This window comes from Bacteroides sp. AM54-2NS (assembly GCF_003602935.1).
Lineage (GTDB): Bacteria > Bacteroidota > Bacteroidia > Bacteroidales > Bacteroidaceae > Bacteroides > Bacteroides xylanisolvens.
This window is the reverse complement of the sequence record NZ_QTMZ01000010.1, coordinates 41,906-58,395: the sequence shown is the minus strand read 5'-3', so window position 1 is coordinate 58,395 and position 16,490 is coordinate 41,906. Positions and strand designations below refer to the sequence as shown.

Annotated in this window: 9 protein-coding genes; 5 read left to right on the top strand and 4 right to left on the bottom strand. The window is 38.0% G+C overall.

The window, feature by feature from the left end:
- Positions 1 to 24: 24 nt before the first annotated feature.
- From DXA05_RS08655 to DXA05_RS08640, 4 genes are read right to left on the bottom strand one after another with little or no spacing between them, the layout of a single operon-like run.
- Complete coding sequence (locus tag DXA05_RS08655; RefSeq protein WP_072067613.1) at positions 25 to 1,506, bottom strand: sulfatase; 1,482 nt, start codon at positions 1,504 to 1,506, stop codon at positions 25 to 27.
- Entirely contained in the window at positions 1,499 to 2,350 is an 852-nt protein-coding gene (locus tag DXA05_RS08650; RefSeq protein ID WP_165861494.1) for an SGNH/GDSL hydrolase family protein, read from the bottom strand. Before DXA05_RS08650 ends, DXA05_RS08655 begins: the two co-directional genes overlap by 8 nt.
- Entirely contained in the window at positions 2,347 to 3,852 is a 1,506-nt protein-coding gene (locus DXA05_RS08645) for a sulfatase (protein ID WP_072067615.1), read from the bottom strand. Before DXA05_RS08645 ends, DXA05_RS08650 begins: the two co-directional genes overlap by 4 nt.
- Positions 3,853 to 3,882: 30 nt before the next feature.
- Positions 3,883 to 6,228, bottom strand: coding sequence for a glycoside hydrolase family 2 TIM barrel-domain containing protein (locus DXA05_RS08640; protein WP_072067616.1), 2,346 nt, complete (start codon positions 6,226 to 6,228; stop codon positions 3,883 to 3,885).
- A 435-nt stretch (positions 6,229 to 6,663) separates the two neighbouring features.
- Here DXA05_RS08640 and DXA05_RS08635 point away from each other — a divergent pair, with 435 nt between their 5' ends.
- The 5 genes from DXA05_RS08635 to DXA05_RS08615 all read left to right on the top strand — a co-directional run bounded on the left by DXA05_RS08635 (position 6,664) and on the right by DXA05_RS08615 (position 16,262).
- Positions 6,664 to 8,994, top strand: coding sequence for a beta-galactosidase (locus DXA05_RS08635; protein WP_072067618.1), 2,331 nt, complete (start codon positions 6,664 to 6,666; stop codon positions 8,992 to 8,994).
- 233 nt (positions 8,995 to 9,227) lie between these two features.
- Positions 9,228 to 12,113: a TonB-dependent receptor gene (locus DXA05_RS08630; RefSeq protein ID WP_128859050.1), complete on the top strand. Its 2,886-nt coding sequence runs from the start codon at positions 9,228 to 9,230 to the stop codon at positions 12,111 to 12,113.
- 3 nt (positions 12,114 to 12,116) lie between these two features.
- Positions 12,117 to 13,883 (top strand): RagB/SusD family nutrient uptake outer membrane protein, encoded by a 1,767-nt coding sequence (locus DXA05_RS08625; protein ID WP_072067620.1) that lies wholly within the window; start codon positions 12,117 to 12,119, stop codon positions 13,881 to 13,883.
- Positions 13,884 to 13,890: 7 nt separating this feature from the next.
- Positions 13,891 to 15,678 (top strand): SwmB domain-containing protein, encoded by a 1,788-nt coding sequence (locus DXA05_RS08620; protein ID WP_128859049.1) that lies wholly within the window; start codon positions 13,891 to 13,893, stop codon positions 15,676 to 15,678.
- Positions 15,679 to 15,698: 20 nt separating this feature from the next.
- Positions 15,699 to 16,262 (top strand): hypothetical protein, encoded by a 564-nt coding sequence (locus DXA05_RS08615; protein ID WP_128859048.1) that lies wholly within the window; start codon positions 15,699 to 15,701, stop codon positions 16,260 to 16,262.
- Positions 16,263 to 16,490 lie beyond the last annotated feature (228 nt).

Here is a 16,490-nt window from a genome sequence, read left to right as displayed (position 1 = left end):
GTCAATTTATTTTAAACAAGTATCTTAATTTTTCTTATTATAGTCCATAGCTTTGCCCATATACTGATATTTGTCGAAAATATCCCCATTGCCATTCATTCTTGGATCCCCGTTTTTTTTCAGTTCTTTTTCCATTTGCTTTCTCAGCTTGTCCATTATTTTTCTGTATTCAGGATTCCACGCCTGGTTTTTCATACAGTGTGGATCTTCCTTGATAAGATAAAACTCTTCTCCAGGACGTTTCGCGAAAGACATTTCATAGTAGTGATAATCTTTGTCTCCTGGTTTAAGCCCTGTAAGATAAGATTTTGTAGGCGAGTTGTCACAGTTTTTGTAGTCATATTCCGGATTGCCAACCGGCCATCTTTCTGGTTTATAGTTCACCACATACAGATATTCATCCGTTCTAATAGCTCTCACGGGATATCCTAAATTAATACCATCTTCATTTGCACGTCCAACGTCGTGTCTCTCCTTAATCAGAATCATATGGTCACGCTTTTTGTCTATACGTCCGTTCTTTTTTGATGTTATAAGATTCAGAAAACTTTTTCCTGACATACCGAAGTCACCGTCTACTTGGGCTGCTTCGAGCAAGGTAGGAGCTATGTCGTGGAATCCTATGAAGTCATCCACAGTGCGCCCGGCCATAACCTTACCTTTCCAGTACACTATAAACGGTACATGGAACCCTTCTTCGTATATCTGACCTTTGATACGTGGAAATGGCATACCGTGATCCGAAGTTACTACAATTATAGTATTGTTCAACATGTTCTTTTCTTTAAGAATCCGGACTGCCTCGCCTACATGCTTGTCAAACCACTCTACCTCTACTGCATAATCCATTATATCACCCCTTACTATATCATTGTCCGGATAGAAAGGCTGAACATAAACACTGTCTATGTTCTTTCCGTTCTTTTTCCACGAGTCTTTCTCGTAGAATCTGTGCGGTTCCTTACATCCCAGCCAGAAACAGAATGGTTTCCCATCTTTATTTTCGTCGAGAAACATTCTGAAGTTGCCGGAATAATCAGTGTTGAAGATACCTTTAGCAGGTCGTTTTTTCACCGTAAGTTTGTTATACTCAGGTCCTGCCGGATTATCTTTTGTGTCGTACGTTCCCGGTCCCCATCCTTTACCTGTAAAACCTACGTGATACCCATTGTTTATCAATACTTGTGGATAGAGAGTAAATTCCGAAGGGAAATGTGGAAAGTGATTGGTAGCCTCTTTAAGTTGCCACGAGTATTTACCCGTCAGTATGCAAGCCCTTGACGGAGCACTCTTAGGGTTCTGTGTATATGCATTAGTGAAAACTACTCCTTCTGATGCCAGCGCATCTATAGCGGGAGTGTTACAGTTTTTTCCTCCGTATGCCCCGAAACTTTCTCTTGAAGCATCATCGGCTATACAAAACAAAATGTTAGGCAACTCGTTTTTCCCCATTACTACTGCCGATGCCGCTAGCAAAGGAAATAATACCACTTCTTTTTTATTCATAATTCGATTTTTGTTTAAAAGTTTTATTTAATTTTTTTTTCAGAAACTCCACTGTTTCATATCCTATAAGATGATATCCGGCTAAATTCGGATGACGGTCATAATACCATGCTTTGTACTTTCCCAAAATAGGATCTAAAGAATTGTCATCTGCTAATACAACTTTCATGTTTTTACCTTTTTGCTTATAGTCATAAGTATAAGGTTTCAGCCATCCGTGATACTTTTTATCCACTTTATTAAGTTCTATCCTTCTTACATGATAAGTATCAGGTCCGGATTCAACCACGGCTTTCTTATATGGTGTATATATGTCGAACATGGTAAGATTCATTTCTTGTGCAACTTCAGTTATCAGTTCGTTCACTTGCTCGCATTCATCAAACGGCATGAAAGGTACGATTGTCATAGGAATGAGATTTGCTTCCGGAAAATCCGTTTTTATCTTTTCGAGTAGCGATTTTAGATTCTCGGGGAACTCATTTTTCAGGTTTTTGCATTTAAACCAGTCGTTTATTCCGTATCTGACAAAAATGTAGTCAATTCTTCTTTCCCTTAATGGATATATTTCCTTTTTGTACCTTCCGCTTTCCACTACAGCCAGGGCGGTTTCTCCACCCTGGCTGCTGTTTATCACCCGCACTGTCGGCATAAAAGGTTCCAAAGCTGATAGCTGTTCTATGGTTTCTTCTAAGTGAATGCCATTGGGCTTTACTCGTCTTGGAGTCGCTCCTTTAGTAGTGCTATCTCCTATAAGCAGTACTGTTATCGTATCTTTCTCTTGTGCGGTTATTATATTGGAAAGGTACAGAAAGAACATTATACATAAATATGATAGTTTCATTTCTTCTTTTTGTTCTTCTTTGCTTCTGATGAATACTTTTTGTAAGAGTCGCATATCTCACCTTCAGTGAGTTTTTTCCATTCATCGGGATACTTATTCATAACGTAATTTTTTACATCTCCCATATCTTCCGGCACTCTGTCGTTCAAGTCTTTCAGACCTATGTCGTTATTGTTTTTTTGCCAACTGTCCATTCGAAACCGCATATCTTTCAGAATATTCTGATATTGTGGCAATAGAGCGAGGTTTCTTGTTTCATGAGGGTCGTTTCTCAAATCGTAAAGTTCTTCTTCCGGCTTATGATCCTCCATGAATTGTAATTGTGTATTGTTCAGTTTACCATTTTTTTTCAACTCTCTTAATACATGAATTGCTGGACGATGAAATTCCAAATACTGTTGATGCTCGTCCCATCCTTTTTCCGGCATATAGTTTCGTATATACTTATATCTGTCAGTACTGATAGAACGCATACAGTCTATAATTTCATCCCAGTTGTCACGTGCTGCATAGAATGTGTCATATCCTTGATTCGGTGCGCCTGTAGTTTGATTGAACAATGGTTTCCCACTAAGATAGTCCGGCATTTCTGCTTCGGCAAGATTGAGCACTGTAGCGGATATGTCGACTGTACTTACAAGGTCTGTAACTACAGATTGCTTTATTCCTTTACCCCATGCTATCATTGGAATCTTTATTCCTGGTTCGTATAGGTAACCTTTGCCCTTTACTTCGCATCTTCCATTGTCTCCTATAAAGAATATTATTGTATTGTCAAGCATCCCTTTTTCTTTTAGCTCATTCATGAGTATGCCCACTTCATGGTCCATATATTCTACTTGGTCAAGGTATGAAGCCCACTGCCGGCGTATTCTTGCATCGTCAGGCAGATAAGGAGGCAGTTCAACGCTGTCCGGATTTACAGGATGTTGCGATTCAGCTGTAATTCTCTTCCACCAGTCGCCTCTGTGTGTAACAACAAGCTGTACTTGTGCAAAAAACGGTTGGTCTTCTGTAGTGAATTCATCATATTTGTCGAATAGCCCGAATTTATCTTTTCCGTTCCATTCTCCAAGTGGAATGTGTTTGAAATTACAGTCTGTTTTTCTGCCTTTGTTCATGACATTGGAATTGCCGAGTATGCAGGTATATCCGGCTTTTCTTAAATAGTATGTTATGGGTTTGAATTTTTCATCCAGTGGAAGATTTCTGTTGCTCCTGTGGTTATGTGCGTTTATAATAGTTTGATGCACTCCTGTCATCATTGCCGAGCGGCTTGGTGAACTGATTGGAGCTGTACAGCATGCCGAGCGGTAGAGTACCCCTTCGGATGCCATTTTGTTGAGGTTAGGCGTGCGAACCGCCTTCATTCCATAACATTCAAGATCCTGACCCATATCTTCTGCCATTATCCACAGAATATTGGGCTTTTGTTTGATTTGCGCTGTAGCGGCTATACATAAGAATGCAGCTGCCGTAGTCAGATTTTTTCTTTTACTCATTGTTTTCCGTTTTTAGTTTTAAAGGGTTTGTTATTTGATACAGATGTCTATTTCGCCACTTATCTCACCGTCATTTACAAAAATCTTTTTACTGCCTCTTTCTTCATCTATTCTTATTACGGCTGTGGCTATACCGGCCTCGGCCTTTACTTCGTCTTTATTCATAAGCTCTATTCCATCAGGCAGGATAATATTGATACTTTTGGTGTATTCCGGATTTACAGTCCCATTCCGGTCTATTGCAGATATGTACAAGAATGCCACATCGTTACATCCTGCTTCAAGTTCTTTACCGCTTATATCAATTTCGCAGTCCAATTTTACAGGTGGCTCGGGTGTAAATACGGATTCTTCTTTTATCTTTTCGCCTTTATTGAATGCTGTGGCCTTAAGTTCTCCTTTTTCAAACTCGTCAATCTTGAATGTGAATGGTGGGTGTTTCAGGTTTGTGGAGTTTTTGTCATTATCAGGTTTCTGTCTTCCTATGAGTCTTCCGTTGAGGCGCAGCTCTACCTCTTCAGCATTACTGTAAACCTTAATGTCTGTAGGGGAGTTCTTGTCCCAATATGATGCTATTTTAAGAATACAGTCAGAATCGTTGGTGATGTCTCTCTGGCTGCTGTAGAAATAGTATGCAAATTTGGGGATACGGAAGATATCCATTACCCCTGAGGCCTCAATGTCGTCATGATAACCGCGATTGTAGTCAAACATCACCCAATAGCCATCGCCGGTAGCCGGAATGTTCATATTGTCATTATGTGCCTCCTGAACATTTCTTGCCTGGCGTAACATTCTTTCTTCTCCATCTTTTCTGAACTGGCGACTTGAGTATTCCACTCTCATGTTTTTGGGCATCTTGTGTTGGTTTAGACCTGCATTGTTTGAATAATATTCCCAATCGCCATATTCTGACACGATGTAAGGTTTGTCGAATTTCATTTCATCTTTGTGCAATATGCGGTGCTGACGTGCTTGAAAATATATATCGTAGACTTGTGGCATCCATCCACATGAATATACATTTTCGCCTGGGTATTCTTTGTGTACAATATTGTCGAGAACTTCCATGAATTCAATAGGCATTTTGGTTTCATTTAGTGAAACTTCCCATGCCAGTACACACGGATGATTCCTGTCTCGTCGAATTAATTGTTTAGCAGAACGGTAGCATTGGTTACGGAATTCGTCATTGTCGGCATAATACTGCCAGCCAAGGATTGCGTCGACAACAATTAAACCCAGTTCGTCGCATGCGTCCATGAATGCCGGCGAGTGTGGGTAATGAGAGAGTCGCACGTAGTCGAATCCGGCTTTCTTAATCTTATATGCATCTCTGTATTGTGCATTGTCGGACAATGCATATCCTATGTAAGGATATTCCTGATGGCGGTTCACTCCGCGTAAATATGTTTTTTCTCCGTTTATGTATAGTTGGTTGTCCTTAAATTCAAATTTTCTGATACCGAATCTGTTTGTCTGACTGTCTATTTCTTTTCCCGATTCATCGCTTATAATTGTTTGAAGCGTGTATAATGACGGATTTGCAGGCGACCATAAAGAGGGGTTATTTATACTAACAGTATTACATGATGTTACGCCTTCTTTCCCATTAGGTAAGTTTATATCGATGGAAAATTCTTTCACCACTTCATTACCTTTTCTGATAATGTGTTTAAGTGTCGCTTTCTTGTCCTTGGCTCCTTCGTTAATGATGTGTGTCTGTATTTTAACTTCCGACATTTTAGCATCCACATAAGGGTATGTGATGAATACACCTCCACCGGCTTCTATATCCACAAGCGATGGGTTTGATATGTAAATATTGTTTTTCTCTATGAAATTTACTTCTCTGTACAGTCCTCCATACATATTGAAGTCCAAAATTTTAAGAGGCTTGGGACCTGTTATAGGATTGTCTCTATTGTCTAATCTTACGCATATGGTGTTTTCCTTTGCTCTAACATGATTTGTAATGTCTGCTGTTACCGGTAGATATCCCCCCATGTCTCTTTTAATATGCTTGTTGTTTATCCATATATCTATGATATTCATCGCTCCTTCAAACTCGATGAAATATTTTTTCTCTTTACTGTAGTCTGAGATATTAAAAGTTTTCCTGTACCAACATATTCCTTGCCATTGATTGTTCACAACAAGTGGCTCAATGTTGGCCGTATGTGGCAATCTTACGTTCTCCCAGTTTTTAGTCTCATTGTCGGTCTTGGAATAATCCGTGTTGAAGTTTGCTGTGTCTTTTACAAGATGGAAAGTCCAACAGTTATTGAAATCAGTTTGGTCTGTCTTTACTGTCTGTCCGCATGAAGATAGTAAATATGCGGCTAAAGCCGATGTTAAAATGGATTTTAGTTTCATGGTTGCTTGGTAAATAATTAAATAAATCTTCGAATTATCGCAAAATAAAAAGTTTTGCGTAATAATAATGTATCTTTAAGTATGTAAGAAGTATCTTTGCTTTAAAATGAGTGTGGAATATTAGTTTTCTCATGAAATTATAGCGGTGAGTTTATATTGTTTGACACGTGTCAAACAAATGTCCGACAGGTGTCGAATGAATGTTTGACACGTGTCAAACGTTTGTCGGACAGGTGTCAGACGCAAAAAGAAAAAGAGCAAAAGCTATATGGAGTCTTTACATTCTGTATTATATGATTAATTGCAGGTTTGTTTTCTTGTTGACTCCGACATGTTACCGTCAGCTACATTTAAAATACTTATAGCTACCAGACTTTTTGTGTTCTTCTGTATTTTTGCGAGAAAATATAGTTTAACCATAAAATTTAGAATATCATGAGTCTTAAAATTACTTCAGTTAAGTCTTTTGCTTTTCTTGGTTTCCTAAGTGTTGCTTTTAATGCGTCGGCTGATATTTATTATTCGAATACCGATGCTTGGGCAGAGTCTTTATCTTATGCAAGCAAAGAAGATGAAGCATCTGACAAAATAAAGGAGTTACGCAAGCTTATAGCCAAGGCAAAAAAAACAGGTGTAAACACTCTGAAGGAAGAAACAGCTTTACGTACGGCTGAGATTTTCATGGGTTATGCAACATGGGATGAGAATAACGTTGATGCCAATGTAAAGCATTTTTCGTTAGTGACCAGATACAAGAAAGAACCTGAAAAGTATGCTAAGCTACTTCCTGACTTTGAAAGACAAGAAATTATAGAAATGATGAACTCTTCAATCGCCGAGCTTGACGCAGTGATGAAGGGAGAGTTGAAACGTTTGCCTACGCCTGTTGTGGATTGGACAAAGGTGAAGGTTGATAAAGATATGTTGGTCTACGAAGGTAAGCCTGTTTTCTTGGCAGACTGGACGTGGAAACCACGTATAAAAGAGTATATCGAGTATCATGGCGATCTTGACGGTTTTTTTCTGACTAATGGAAATGTCATCAATGACAAGGGGGATATTAGTCCGAAGGTTCTTAAAGAACTTCAAGAGAGAGATGACGGAAGCATAGGTTTTGTATTTCTTAATCATTCAAATTTCCCGAAATGGGCTGAAAAAAAAGATCCGACAGTAAAAGATGGTCCTGGTATAAAATATACAATGTACGACATTAACCACCCGCTTGCAAGGCAGGTGAATTCTGATTTGATAAAAGGTACGGTGCCATATATGGCCGGGAAGCAATATACAGAGCTGGGATATATGCTTTGTAATGAGCCTCACTGGAACAGTATAGAGAAAACCTGGGCTTCGGCACCTATATCGGAATATGCATATGAAGAATTCAGGAAATGGCTAAGGAACAAACATGGAAACATTGGCGAGTTGAACAAGTTGTGGGGTACGTCTTATAAAGACTTCGCATCTGTAAATGGACCGAGGATAATGAAAGAATCAATGCAAGGCAGTCCTATGTATTTTGATTTTATGGCATTCAATATGGACAGGGTGACAGAATGGTTCTCTTTCCTGAAGAATGAAATCAGGAAATACGACCCACAGGCTAAGACTCATATCAAGATAATGCCAAATCTTTGGTCAGACAATAAGCGCGACAGTGGTATAGACCTTGAAGCTCTAACGAGAAATAGTGAGATAATAGGAAACGATGCAAGCTCGTGCGGTGCATGGATGTGGGGTAAACCTAAATTTTGGGAGAAGAATTATGCATTCGACTGGGTGGAAATATGTATGGCATACGATTTTATGAAGTCGGTCAGTCCTGATAAAGTAATGTTTAATACAGAAGGGCATATGCTTTCTACCGGAAAGTACAGAGATTTGTACCAAACAAAGGAATATGCCAGGGGTAATTATTGGTTGGCGACTATTCATGGACTTACGGCTACTCAGACATGGTACTGGTGTAGAAGAGAAGACGGCTCTTCCAGAAAGAATTCGGATTCTAACGGTTATGCCGGTTCGAATAATCATCAGCCGAGGATTGTCAATGAAGTACATGCCACAATGATAGATTTGAACTCAGTATCGGATTATATAATGTCTTTCCAGCGTCAGCGTAAGCCTCTGAGAATATTTTATACAAAAGCCTCGTCTATAAATAAGCCGGCACATATGAATGATGTGTTTAGTATTTACGAGAAACTCAATTTCTCCGGTCTTCCAATAGGATTTGCTACAGAAGGGATACTGAAAAACAATCCTCATGAATGGGATGCAATTGTCATATATAAGACTCCATATGCATTTAAATCGGATATTGAGATTATCCAAAAGTATCTTGACGAGGGCGGAACCGTAATTATGGACAGCGAAAGTTTCAAGACTGACGAGTATGGCAGAAAAATGGACTTGACTTTGAAACAAGGTAAAGGAAGACTTATTGTAGTGTCAACATTAAATGAGATGAAAAACAAGGCATTGGCTGCTGTAAAATCAAATAAAGGAATGCCTGCGATTTCTATTGCTGAAACAAATGACAGAAATATGCCGGGATGCGAATGGAGAGTTATAGCAAAAGATAAAGATAAAGATAAGTATATTGTAAACATTGTTAATATAGGAAAATCGGATGCTACAGTCAGTATGTCAGCTGCTAAAGGAAATATCAAGTCTGTAAGCGAAGTACTTACAGGCCTTAAATCTGCAACACAGATAGTGATGAAACCTAATGAGGTACAATTGCTCGAAGTTAGCTTAGAATAGAAATAATTCCTAACCATAAGAAATAATATAATGAAAACATTGTTAAAACATTTATTCTGTATGTCGTTTCTCCTTGTGACCATATCGATAAACGTTATGGCTCAGGGAAAACTTAAAGTGCAAGGCATAGTTACTGATGAAGAGAATGGAGAGCCATTGATAGGTGTTACTGTGAAAATCGTAGGAGATAACAAGACTGGTGTTATTACAGATTGAACGGGGAATATTCTATAATGGCGAAAAAAGGAGATAAAATTGCCTTCTCTTACATCGGTATGAAAAGAAAGGTAATGACAGTAAAATCAAACAAGATGGATGTCGTGTTATCATCCGATGCAGTCTTGCTTGATGAAGTAGTTGCCATAGGATACGGTACTGTCAAGAAGAAAGAGCTTACCGGAGCAGCTATACAGGTAAAATCTGATGAACTGCAGAATGTGGTAAGTACAGACGTGGGTATGGCTTTACAAGGACTTGTCTCAGGTGTGAGTGTTACATCAAGCGCAGGTGATCCTGGTTCGGTGGCTAATATTCAGATACGAGGCGTAACTTCCATATCAGGTTCAAACACGCCTTTGTTTGTTGTTGATGGTGTTCCTCAGGAAGGAAATCCAAATCTGAGTAGTAACGAAATCGCTACCATAGATATCCTTAAAGATGCTGCCTCATGTGCTATTTATGGAACAAGAGGTGCCGCAGGTGTTATATTGATAACAACAAAACAAGGACAGTCAGGAAAGATGAAAGTTTCCTTAGATGCCACCTATGGCTTTCAGGAAATAGCCTATGACAAGCTTTCACAGGTAATGGATACGCGCGAACAGACATATTGTGAAATATTGGATGGACGACTCGATGGTTTTTCGGACATGGAAATAAACTATATGCTTTCCAAGAATAAGTACTATTATATGAACAATACCGATGTAATGGACATGATACTTGAAGAGGGATTGCGCCCTGAACAAAGTTATAACCTTACATTGTCCGGAGGTACAAAAGAACTTACATATAGCGTAATGACTGGCTACTACAAACAGGATGGTATAGTTATGAATTCCGGATATGACAGATTTAATATGAGAAACAACTTAAATTACAGAAAGAATCGTGTTAAACTGTCATTGAGTACCTCCTTCTCAATGGATAAGACTCGCAAAGCTTCAGGAACGTCGTTGGGACAGGCTCTTAACTTCATGCCGTATACTCCTTATATAGATAGGGAGGAGGACGAATTTGAGGTGCCAGGCGTAGGATATTCATCAGAGGTTAATCAGGTTAGTATGTTGCTTAGAGCTTTCCAGACAAAGGACGAAACAAACAAGAATACATTTTCCGGAAACTTCGGTTTTGACTATGAGCTGTTCAAGTCATTTACTTTTACTACTAAAGTTGGAATAAATCTTAACAATACATACAGGGAAAATTTTGTCCCAAATGCTTCGGTTTATGATAGTGAAGGTACGGAAGTAAGTGTGGGCTCGAGTTCAAGTAAGGCGATGAATGAAGCTACACGCAGATTTTCACTCAGCTGGTTTGGTGGATTTAACTATAACACAACATTCAACAAATCCCATAAACTGGCGGTAAATGCTCTTGCTTCTTATGAACAATATGATTTCAAAGGTTTTGATGCAGGACGTTATGGCGTTATGAACAACGATATTGAGGTGATAAACGGAGCAAGCAGGCGTCCATTTGCAAATTCAAAAACGTTTTATATAGACAGATTGTTGGGATTTATCGGTAGGGTGCAGTATAGTTTCAAAGAAAAGTACCTTTTGAGCCTCAGTACACGTGCCGATGCCTCTTCAAAGTTTGCTAAAGAAAACAGGTGGGGATTCTTTCCATCGGTTTCAGGTGGATGGAATGTGTCCGACGAAAAATTCTGGAAAAAACTTTCAAGAGTGATGAACACATTCAAGATAAGAGCATCATACGGAACTACTGGTAATCAGAGCTTCCCGTCCTACAGTTATATTTCGACTGTTAAATCCGGTATAGATTATCCTACAGCATCAGGAAGTGTAAACTACGGTTCTATTCTTACTACTTATGCAAATCCTGACGTAAAATGGGAAACTTCCATACAGACAAATGTCGGTTTTGATATGGCTTTTATGAAGAATATGTTTACACTCTCGGGCGATATATACCGAACAGACAAGAAGGATATGCTTGCTACAGTGAAACTGCCTGCATCTACCGGAGTAGGTACAGGTACAAATTCTCTTGTAACAAAGAATGTTGGAAATATGCTGAATAAGGGTATAGAACTTAACTTAGGTTATAGATATGCCAAAAGAAAATTCAGCCTGAAAACAAATGTAAACTTCTCCAAAAACGTTAATGAAATTACTAATTTAGGTGGAGATGGAGCTATAATGTATAATTCCAATTCTATGATTATAAGCGGTGATGCCAATTCTGTAACTACGGTATTTGCAGAAGGATATGAAGCCGGAGCATTTTTCCTCTATAAAACGTCAGGAGTGGCAAATACGATAGAAAAACTTGTGGAATATCAGAAGATAAAGCCGGATGCCAAGATGGGTGACCTCATATTTAAAGATATGGATGGTGACGGTGCCATAACTAATAATGATAGAGCATATTGCGGTAGTGGATTGCCGGATTTTGAAATGGGATGGAATCTTAATATAGTATATAAAAACTTTGACATCTCGACGCAGTGGTTCGCATCGGTTGGAAATGAAATTATCAACGGTGCAGAAGCTATGTCATTCGACAGCGGAAGAAACAGAGCACTATTGTATCAGTGGTCGGAAGCTAATACAACTTCAAATATACCTGCATACAGAGGTGACGGTAAGGACCATATGAACTATATAGGATACAGTGACCTGTGGGTAGAGGATGGCTCTTTCCTCAGAATGAAAGCTATAACTCTCGGATATACACTGCCAAAGGTGTTGACAACAAGACTTAAACTGTCAAACATAAGATTCTTCATAACAGGACAGAACCTTATTACGTTGACAAGATATTCCGGTATGGATCCTGAGAATGGTGGTAACGGACTTTCCACAAGAGGTCTTGACAAAGGAGGTTATCCTATAAGTAAAAAATATATGTTTGGTGTAAAATTGGATTTTTAATTTATGAATAAGAATATAATTTATACAATAACACTTTCAGGCTTGATGCTGTCTGCTTGTATGGATTCGTTTGACGCCCCTAATCCTAACGCTCCTACATTCGAAGATCGAATTGAAAACCTGAAAAGTACACAGTCATTGCTTACTACAGTCTATAATGCGATGTTTAATCATAATGTATTAAGTATAGAAGAAATGACAATCTGCTCGGATATGGGATATCCTGGATATGGAAGAAGTGGGAATCCACAGAATGAAACTTTGGCCGCTTATTATAATCAGACTTATACAAAATCTTACAGTGGAGTATCTAACAAATGGTCGGCATTATATACAGGTATCTTCAGGGCTAATCAGACTATAGAAGCCCTTAATCTTCTTGCAGAAAGAGGTCAGGTGAAAAATGAAGAATGGACAGAGCAAATGGCACAGGCCAGATTCTTCAGAGGGCTTTTCCATTTTTATCTTCATTCTGTTTTTAACAACGGAGAAGTGATAATATTTGATTCAGTCCCTAAAAACGATAACGATTTTCATAAACCTGTATCACCTGCTGATGAAGTACAGGAGTTTTTCCGCGAAGACTTGAAATATGCATACGAAAATCTTCCTGAGAATTATGGTAGCAAAAGTGAAAAAGTAACAAAAGGAACAGCGGCTACAATTCTCGGTACAAGTTATCTTTATTCAGAAGATTTTGAAAAGGCCATTGTTTATTTTAATGATGTGATAAATAATGATGAATATGGATACGAGCTTGTAGATGATATGAGTCTGATGTTTACATCGGCAGGAGAGTTTAACAAGGAATCTATATTTGAGATTAACTATCAGTTGGGAGTACATCCTGAAATGAATGCATATGATGAAAATGCTCCGACCAACAGGCTTGGATACACTTCAAGTTCTCAGTCATTTACACTGCCTTGCTGGATTACACATTTGTATCAGACAGAAAAGATGAATCCGAATGACGAACGTAACAGAATACATTATATAGATGAAAATGGAGAAGAGAAAGACAGTCTTAGATCTATTTCTCTCAGAGCCTCTGCAATGATAGCAGTGGTGCAAGATGACAATACTCCTTATTATCTTAGCCCGTATACTTCTGTTAAGGTTTCAGTAAACGAAAAAACGGCAGTTGGTTATTACAGGAAATATTCAAATTGGGATATAATTGATGATGAGAAGAATCTGCCGGATGGAGAAAGAAAATCAGGTAAGAATGTAATTGTTAATCGTCTTGCTGATGTGTATCTGATGTATGCTGAATGTATGCTGAGAAAGGACAATCCTGATGTAGAGGAAGCATTGAAATATATGAATCTTATTAGAGACAGATGGGCTTTGGAACTCTTAGGAACACCAGGACAGAATCCGTCTTTTAGTCCGATGAAAGCATATGATGGGAAACTATATAATGCAGAAACCCTCTTTAAACAGTTGCAGGATGTCGACAGACCTCTTGAAATGTCGGCAGAGGGTAATGCTTTGAGATTTATAGATTTAAGAAGATGGGGGATTGCAAAACAACGATATACCGAACTTAGTAAAGAAGTGTATCATCTTGAACCAAGAAATGTTCCGGAAAGTACTAAGCCAAGGTATAAAGTCTGGTTGAAATATGGTCCATCACCCGAAGGAGAATTATATCCTGAACTGCAAGATTATATACTTGCTGCCCAGAACTACGATGAGACAAGAAACGGTTATTGGCCGATTCCTTTGTTAGAAGAACAGAATAATCCTAATTTATATAAGAAATAATGTTGCTATGCGTATAAAAAATATTATATATACATCGTTGGCACTGACCGGACTTTTGATATCGGGATGTGGTGAGAACGAAAGTCTGTTTGTTCCTAATAACTTCTCAGATATTGCTTTTATCAATACTCAGGTGGTAAATCAATGGTCGACACATATACTCGAAAAAGGCAATCCAATCTCATTTATGGATTTGTCGCATAATGCCTTGTCTCACTCATGGACAATTGATGAAGGATGTTGTTTTATTAAAGGTGAGTTTAATAAGGCTGATACTGTTTTCGAACAATTCATAATACCTGATGCGGGTAAAGTCTCGAACGAAAATATAGTACATGTGCTGTTTCAGGAACCCGGCACTAAAACCGTCAGACTGACAAATACTTTCAGGGATAAGGTGATATATGACGGACTTTCTGAAGCAGGTCAGAATCAACAGACTTTTCCCGGAGACCCAGTTAAGGAATCGTTCTTTGATGAAGAGAAAGGAGTGTGGGTTTTTGATACGTTAATGCATTTTAAGATACTCGACTATGTCACGGCAGATATTACAATGTCAAGAAATAATGAAGAGTTACTGAAGGTGTCAAGAGACGAGGAGTATCTTGTTGCAAATTCATCAGCTTGGGACAAACTGTCTATTGAGGTAGGTGAGGAATTAACAATATCGGCAGATATTTATGGCGAACCTGATGAAAATTTTTGGAAACTTAATACAGGACTTGCGGAAATCGAAACTAAGAAAGAAATCATAAATGAAGACCCAAAGATAATAAGAATGACAAGTGTCTTCCAGGCTGCGAAGATTTCGGAAGGCAATTTGGGCTACCTGTCAATGGAAAGAAAATCAAAGGAAGAAGGCGTTAAGGAACCGGATAAACCTGCGTCAAAACAAAGTAAATATATTCCTTTGAAGGTAAATATAATAGCACCCACTACGCCTTTTGTGGTAGAAGAGTGCAAAGTTGTTGATATGCAGGCGATTCAATTGTCATTTAAGAGTACTTTAAAAATAGCAGAAGATAAACTTCAGGAATATTTAGGCTGTTTTACAGTAATATCTGATGAATACAATGTGGAGATTTCTGACTTGGCTTTGAATGAAACATCTAATGCTTTAATTCTTAATTTAATGAATCCGGTATATAAAGATGAGGAGATAAAAGTAAGTTATCGAGGTTTTGAAGGAAATCCGATTGTTGATATTTATGACAGGACATTGCAAAATATGGTTGACGTGAAACCGAAATATTTCGATCCTGTAATAACTGATCCTGTTATACGAGGCTTTGAGGGAGAAATAAAAAATGATAAGAGTCTCTTCGGATGGTACTTGCAGCATTTTCCTGTATATAGTGTATGCTCGGATTTTGCTTATTCAGGTAATAGAAGCTTATTGTACGATTCAAATAAAGCTGTTGCTGGAACTAATTACGGTAATGGTGTACAATGTCAAACAGCTGCAGCTGAATCAGAATTGAACGGGCCTGCAGGTGATTATATTGTTGAGGGATGGATTTATATAAAGGATAAAGGGACACTGAGTAAGATAAACTTTGGTATTCAATTCCCCTATTCAAGCCAAACTCTTCAAGAAGCGGAATTGAATTTAGGGGATAAAGAAACCGATAAGTGGATAAAAGTTTCTGCTAAGTACAGATTTGCTGAGCCTTTAGTTCCCGGTAAATCAAAATTAAATATCTTATTCCCGACAATTAATGGTACACCTCAGGAAGGAATTATATATATAGATGATATCAAGATGTATCGTGATGTTAGTAAACCAAGTAATTAACAAATTTAAAATTATTATTCATGAAAAAGATTTTTTTAGCTTTGGGATGTTTTATGGTATTCGGAATTGGTACTGTCAACGCACAGAATGTTTTAAATGAAATGGCTTATGGTTTCGAGACAGAAGTAAAAGAGAAACCTGTAAATTGGTGGATAGTACCTGCACAAAGGGACAAGGTGATGGTTACTAAGGATAAAGCCGCTTCGGGTGATTATTCGTTGAAAATCAGTTGCCAGGATTTCGGAAATATAAAAACTTTGCAATGTCAGTCAATTGTAGAGAAAGAATCTGGCTCAAAGATAAATTTAAATTCGGGAACCTATACAGTAAGCCTGAAAGTTTATGCAGATGATGTATGCCCTATGGGCTTTTCTACCAATATATTAGCGACAAAAGATACTAAGTTTATCCCAATAAAATGGAATTTGAAAGGAGTTGAAAAGAATAAATGGGTAGAACTTAAACAGGATATAACATTCCCGGATTTAGAAAGCGCTAAAATGTCTATTTCTGTAAGTTCGAATCCTAAATGGGGAGGAGTCGGAACTGTCTACGTGGATGATATTAAGATTTCAAAAAAGTAATAGAAGAAAGTTGTAGATATACCATACTTATAACAAAAAAGAGAATGGAAACATTCTCTTTTTTGTTTATTACCATAAAAATATTTAGTTTTGTTATCAAATAACTTAATATTTTTATTATACTCCTTTTTATGAAACATTTTGTGTGCTATATAATATTTATGATGACCGCTATTAGTATGTTTTCAAGTAATGAAAATATATTATCATTATGTAATATAAATAATG

Excerpts from the sequence above, each read along its gene's own strand:
- DXA05_RS08620 (WP_128859049.1), top strand. The coding sequence starts at position 13,891 with ATGCGTATAAAAAATATTATATATACATCGTTGGCACTGACCGGACTT.
- DXA05_RS08630 (WP_128859050.1), top strand. The coding sequence starts at position 9,228 with ATGGCGAAAAAAGGAGATAAAATTGCCTTCTCTTACATCGGTATGAAA.
- DXA05_RS08615 (WP_128859048.1), top strand. The coding sequence starts at position 15,699 with ATGAAAAAGATTTTTTTAGCTTTGGGATGTTTTATGGTATTCGGAATT.
- DXA05_RS08625 (WP_072067620.1), top strand. The coding sequence starts at position 12,117 with ATGAATAAGAATATAATTTATACAATAACACTTTCAGGCTTGATGCTG.
- DXA05_RS08645 (WP_072067615.1), bottom strand. The coding sequence starts at position 3,852 with ATGAGTAAAAGAAAAAATCTGACTACGGCAGCTGCATTCTTATGTATA.
- DXA05_RS08655 (WP_072067613.1), bottom strand. The coding sequence starts at position 1,506 with ATGAATAAAAAAGAAGTGGTATTATTTCCTTTGCTAGCGGCATCGGCA.
- DXA05_RS08635 (WP_072067618.1), top strand. The coding sequence starts at position 6,664 with ATGAGTCTTAAAATTACTTCAGTTAAGTCTTTTGCTTTTCTTGGTTTC.
- DXA05_RS08650 (WP_165861494.1), bottom strand. The coding sequence starts at position 2,350 with ATGAAACTATCATATTTATGTATAATGTTCTTTCTGTACCTTTCCAAT.
- DXA05_RS08640 (WP_072067616.1), bottom strand. The coding sequence starts at position 6,228 with ATGAAACTAAAATCCATTTTAACATCGGCTTTAGCCGCATATTTACTA.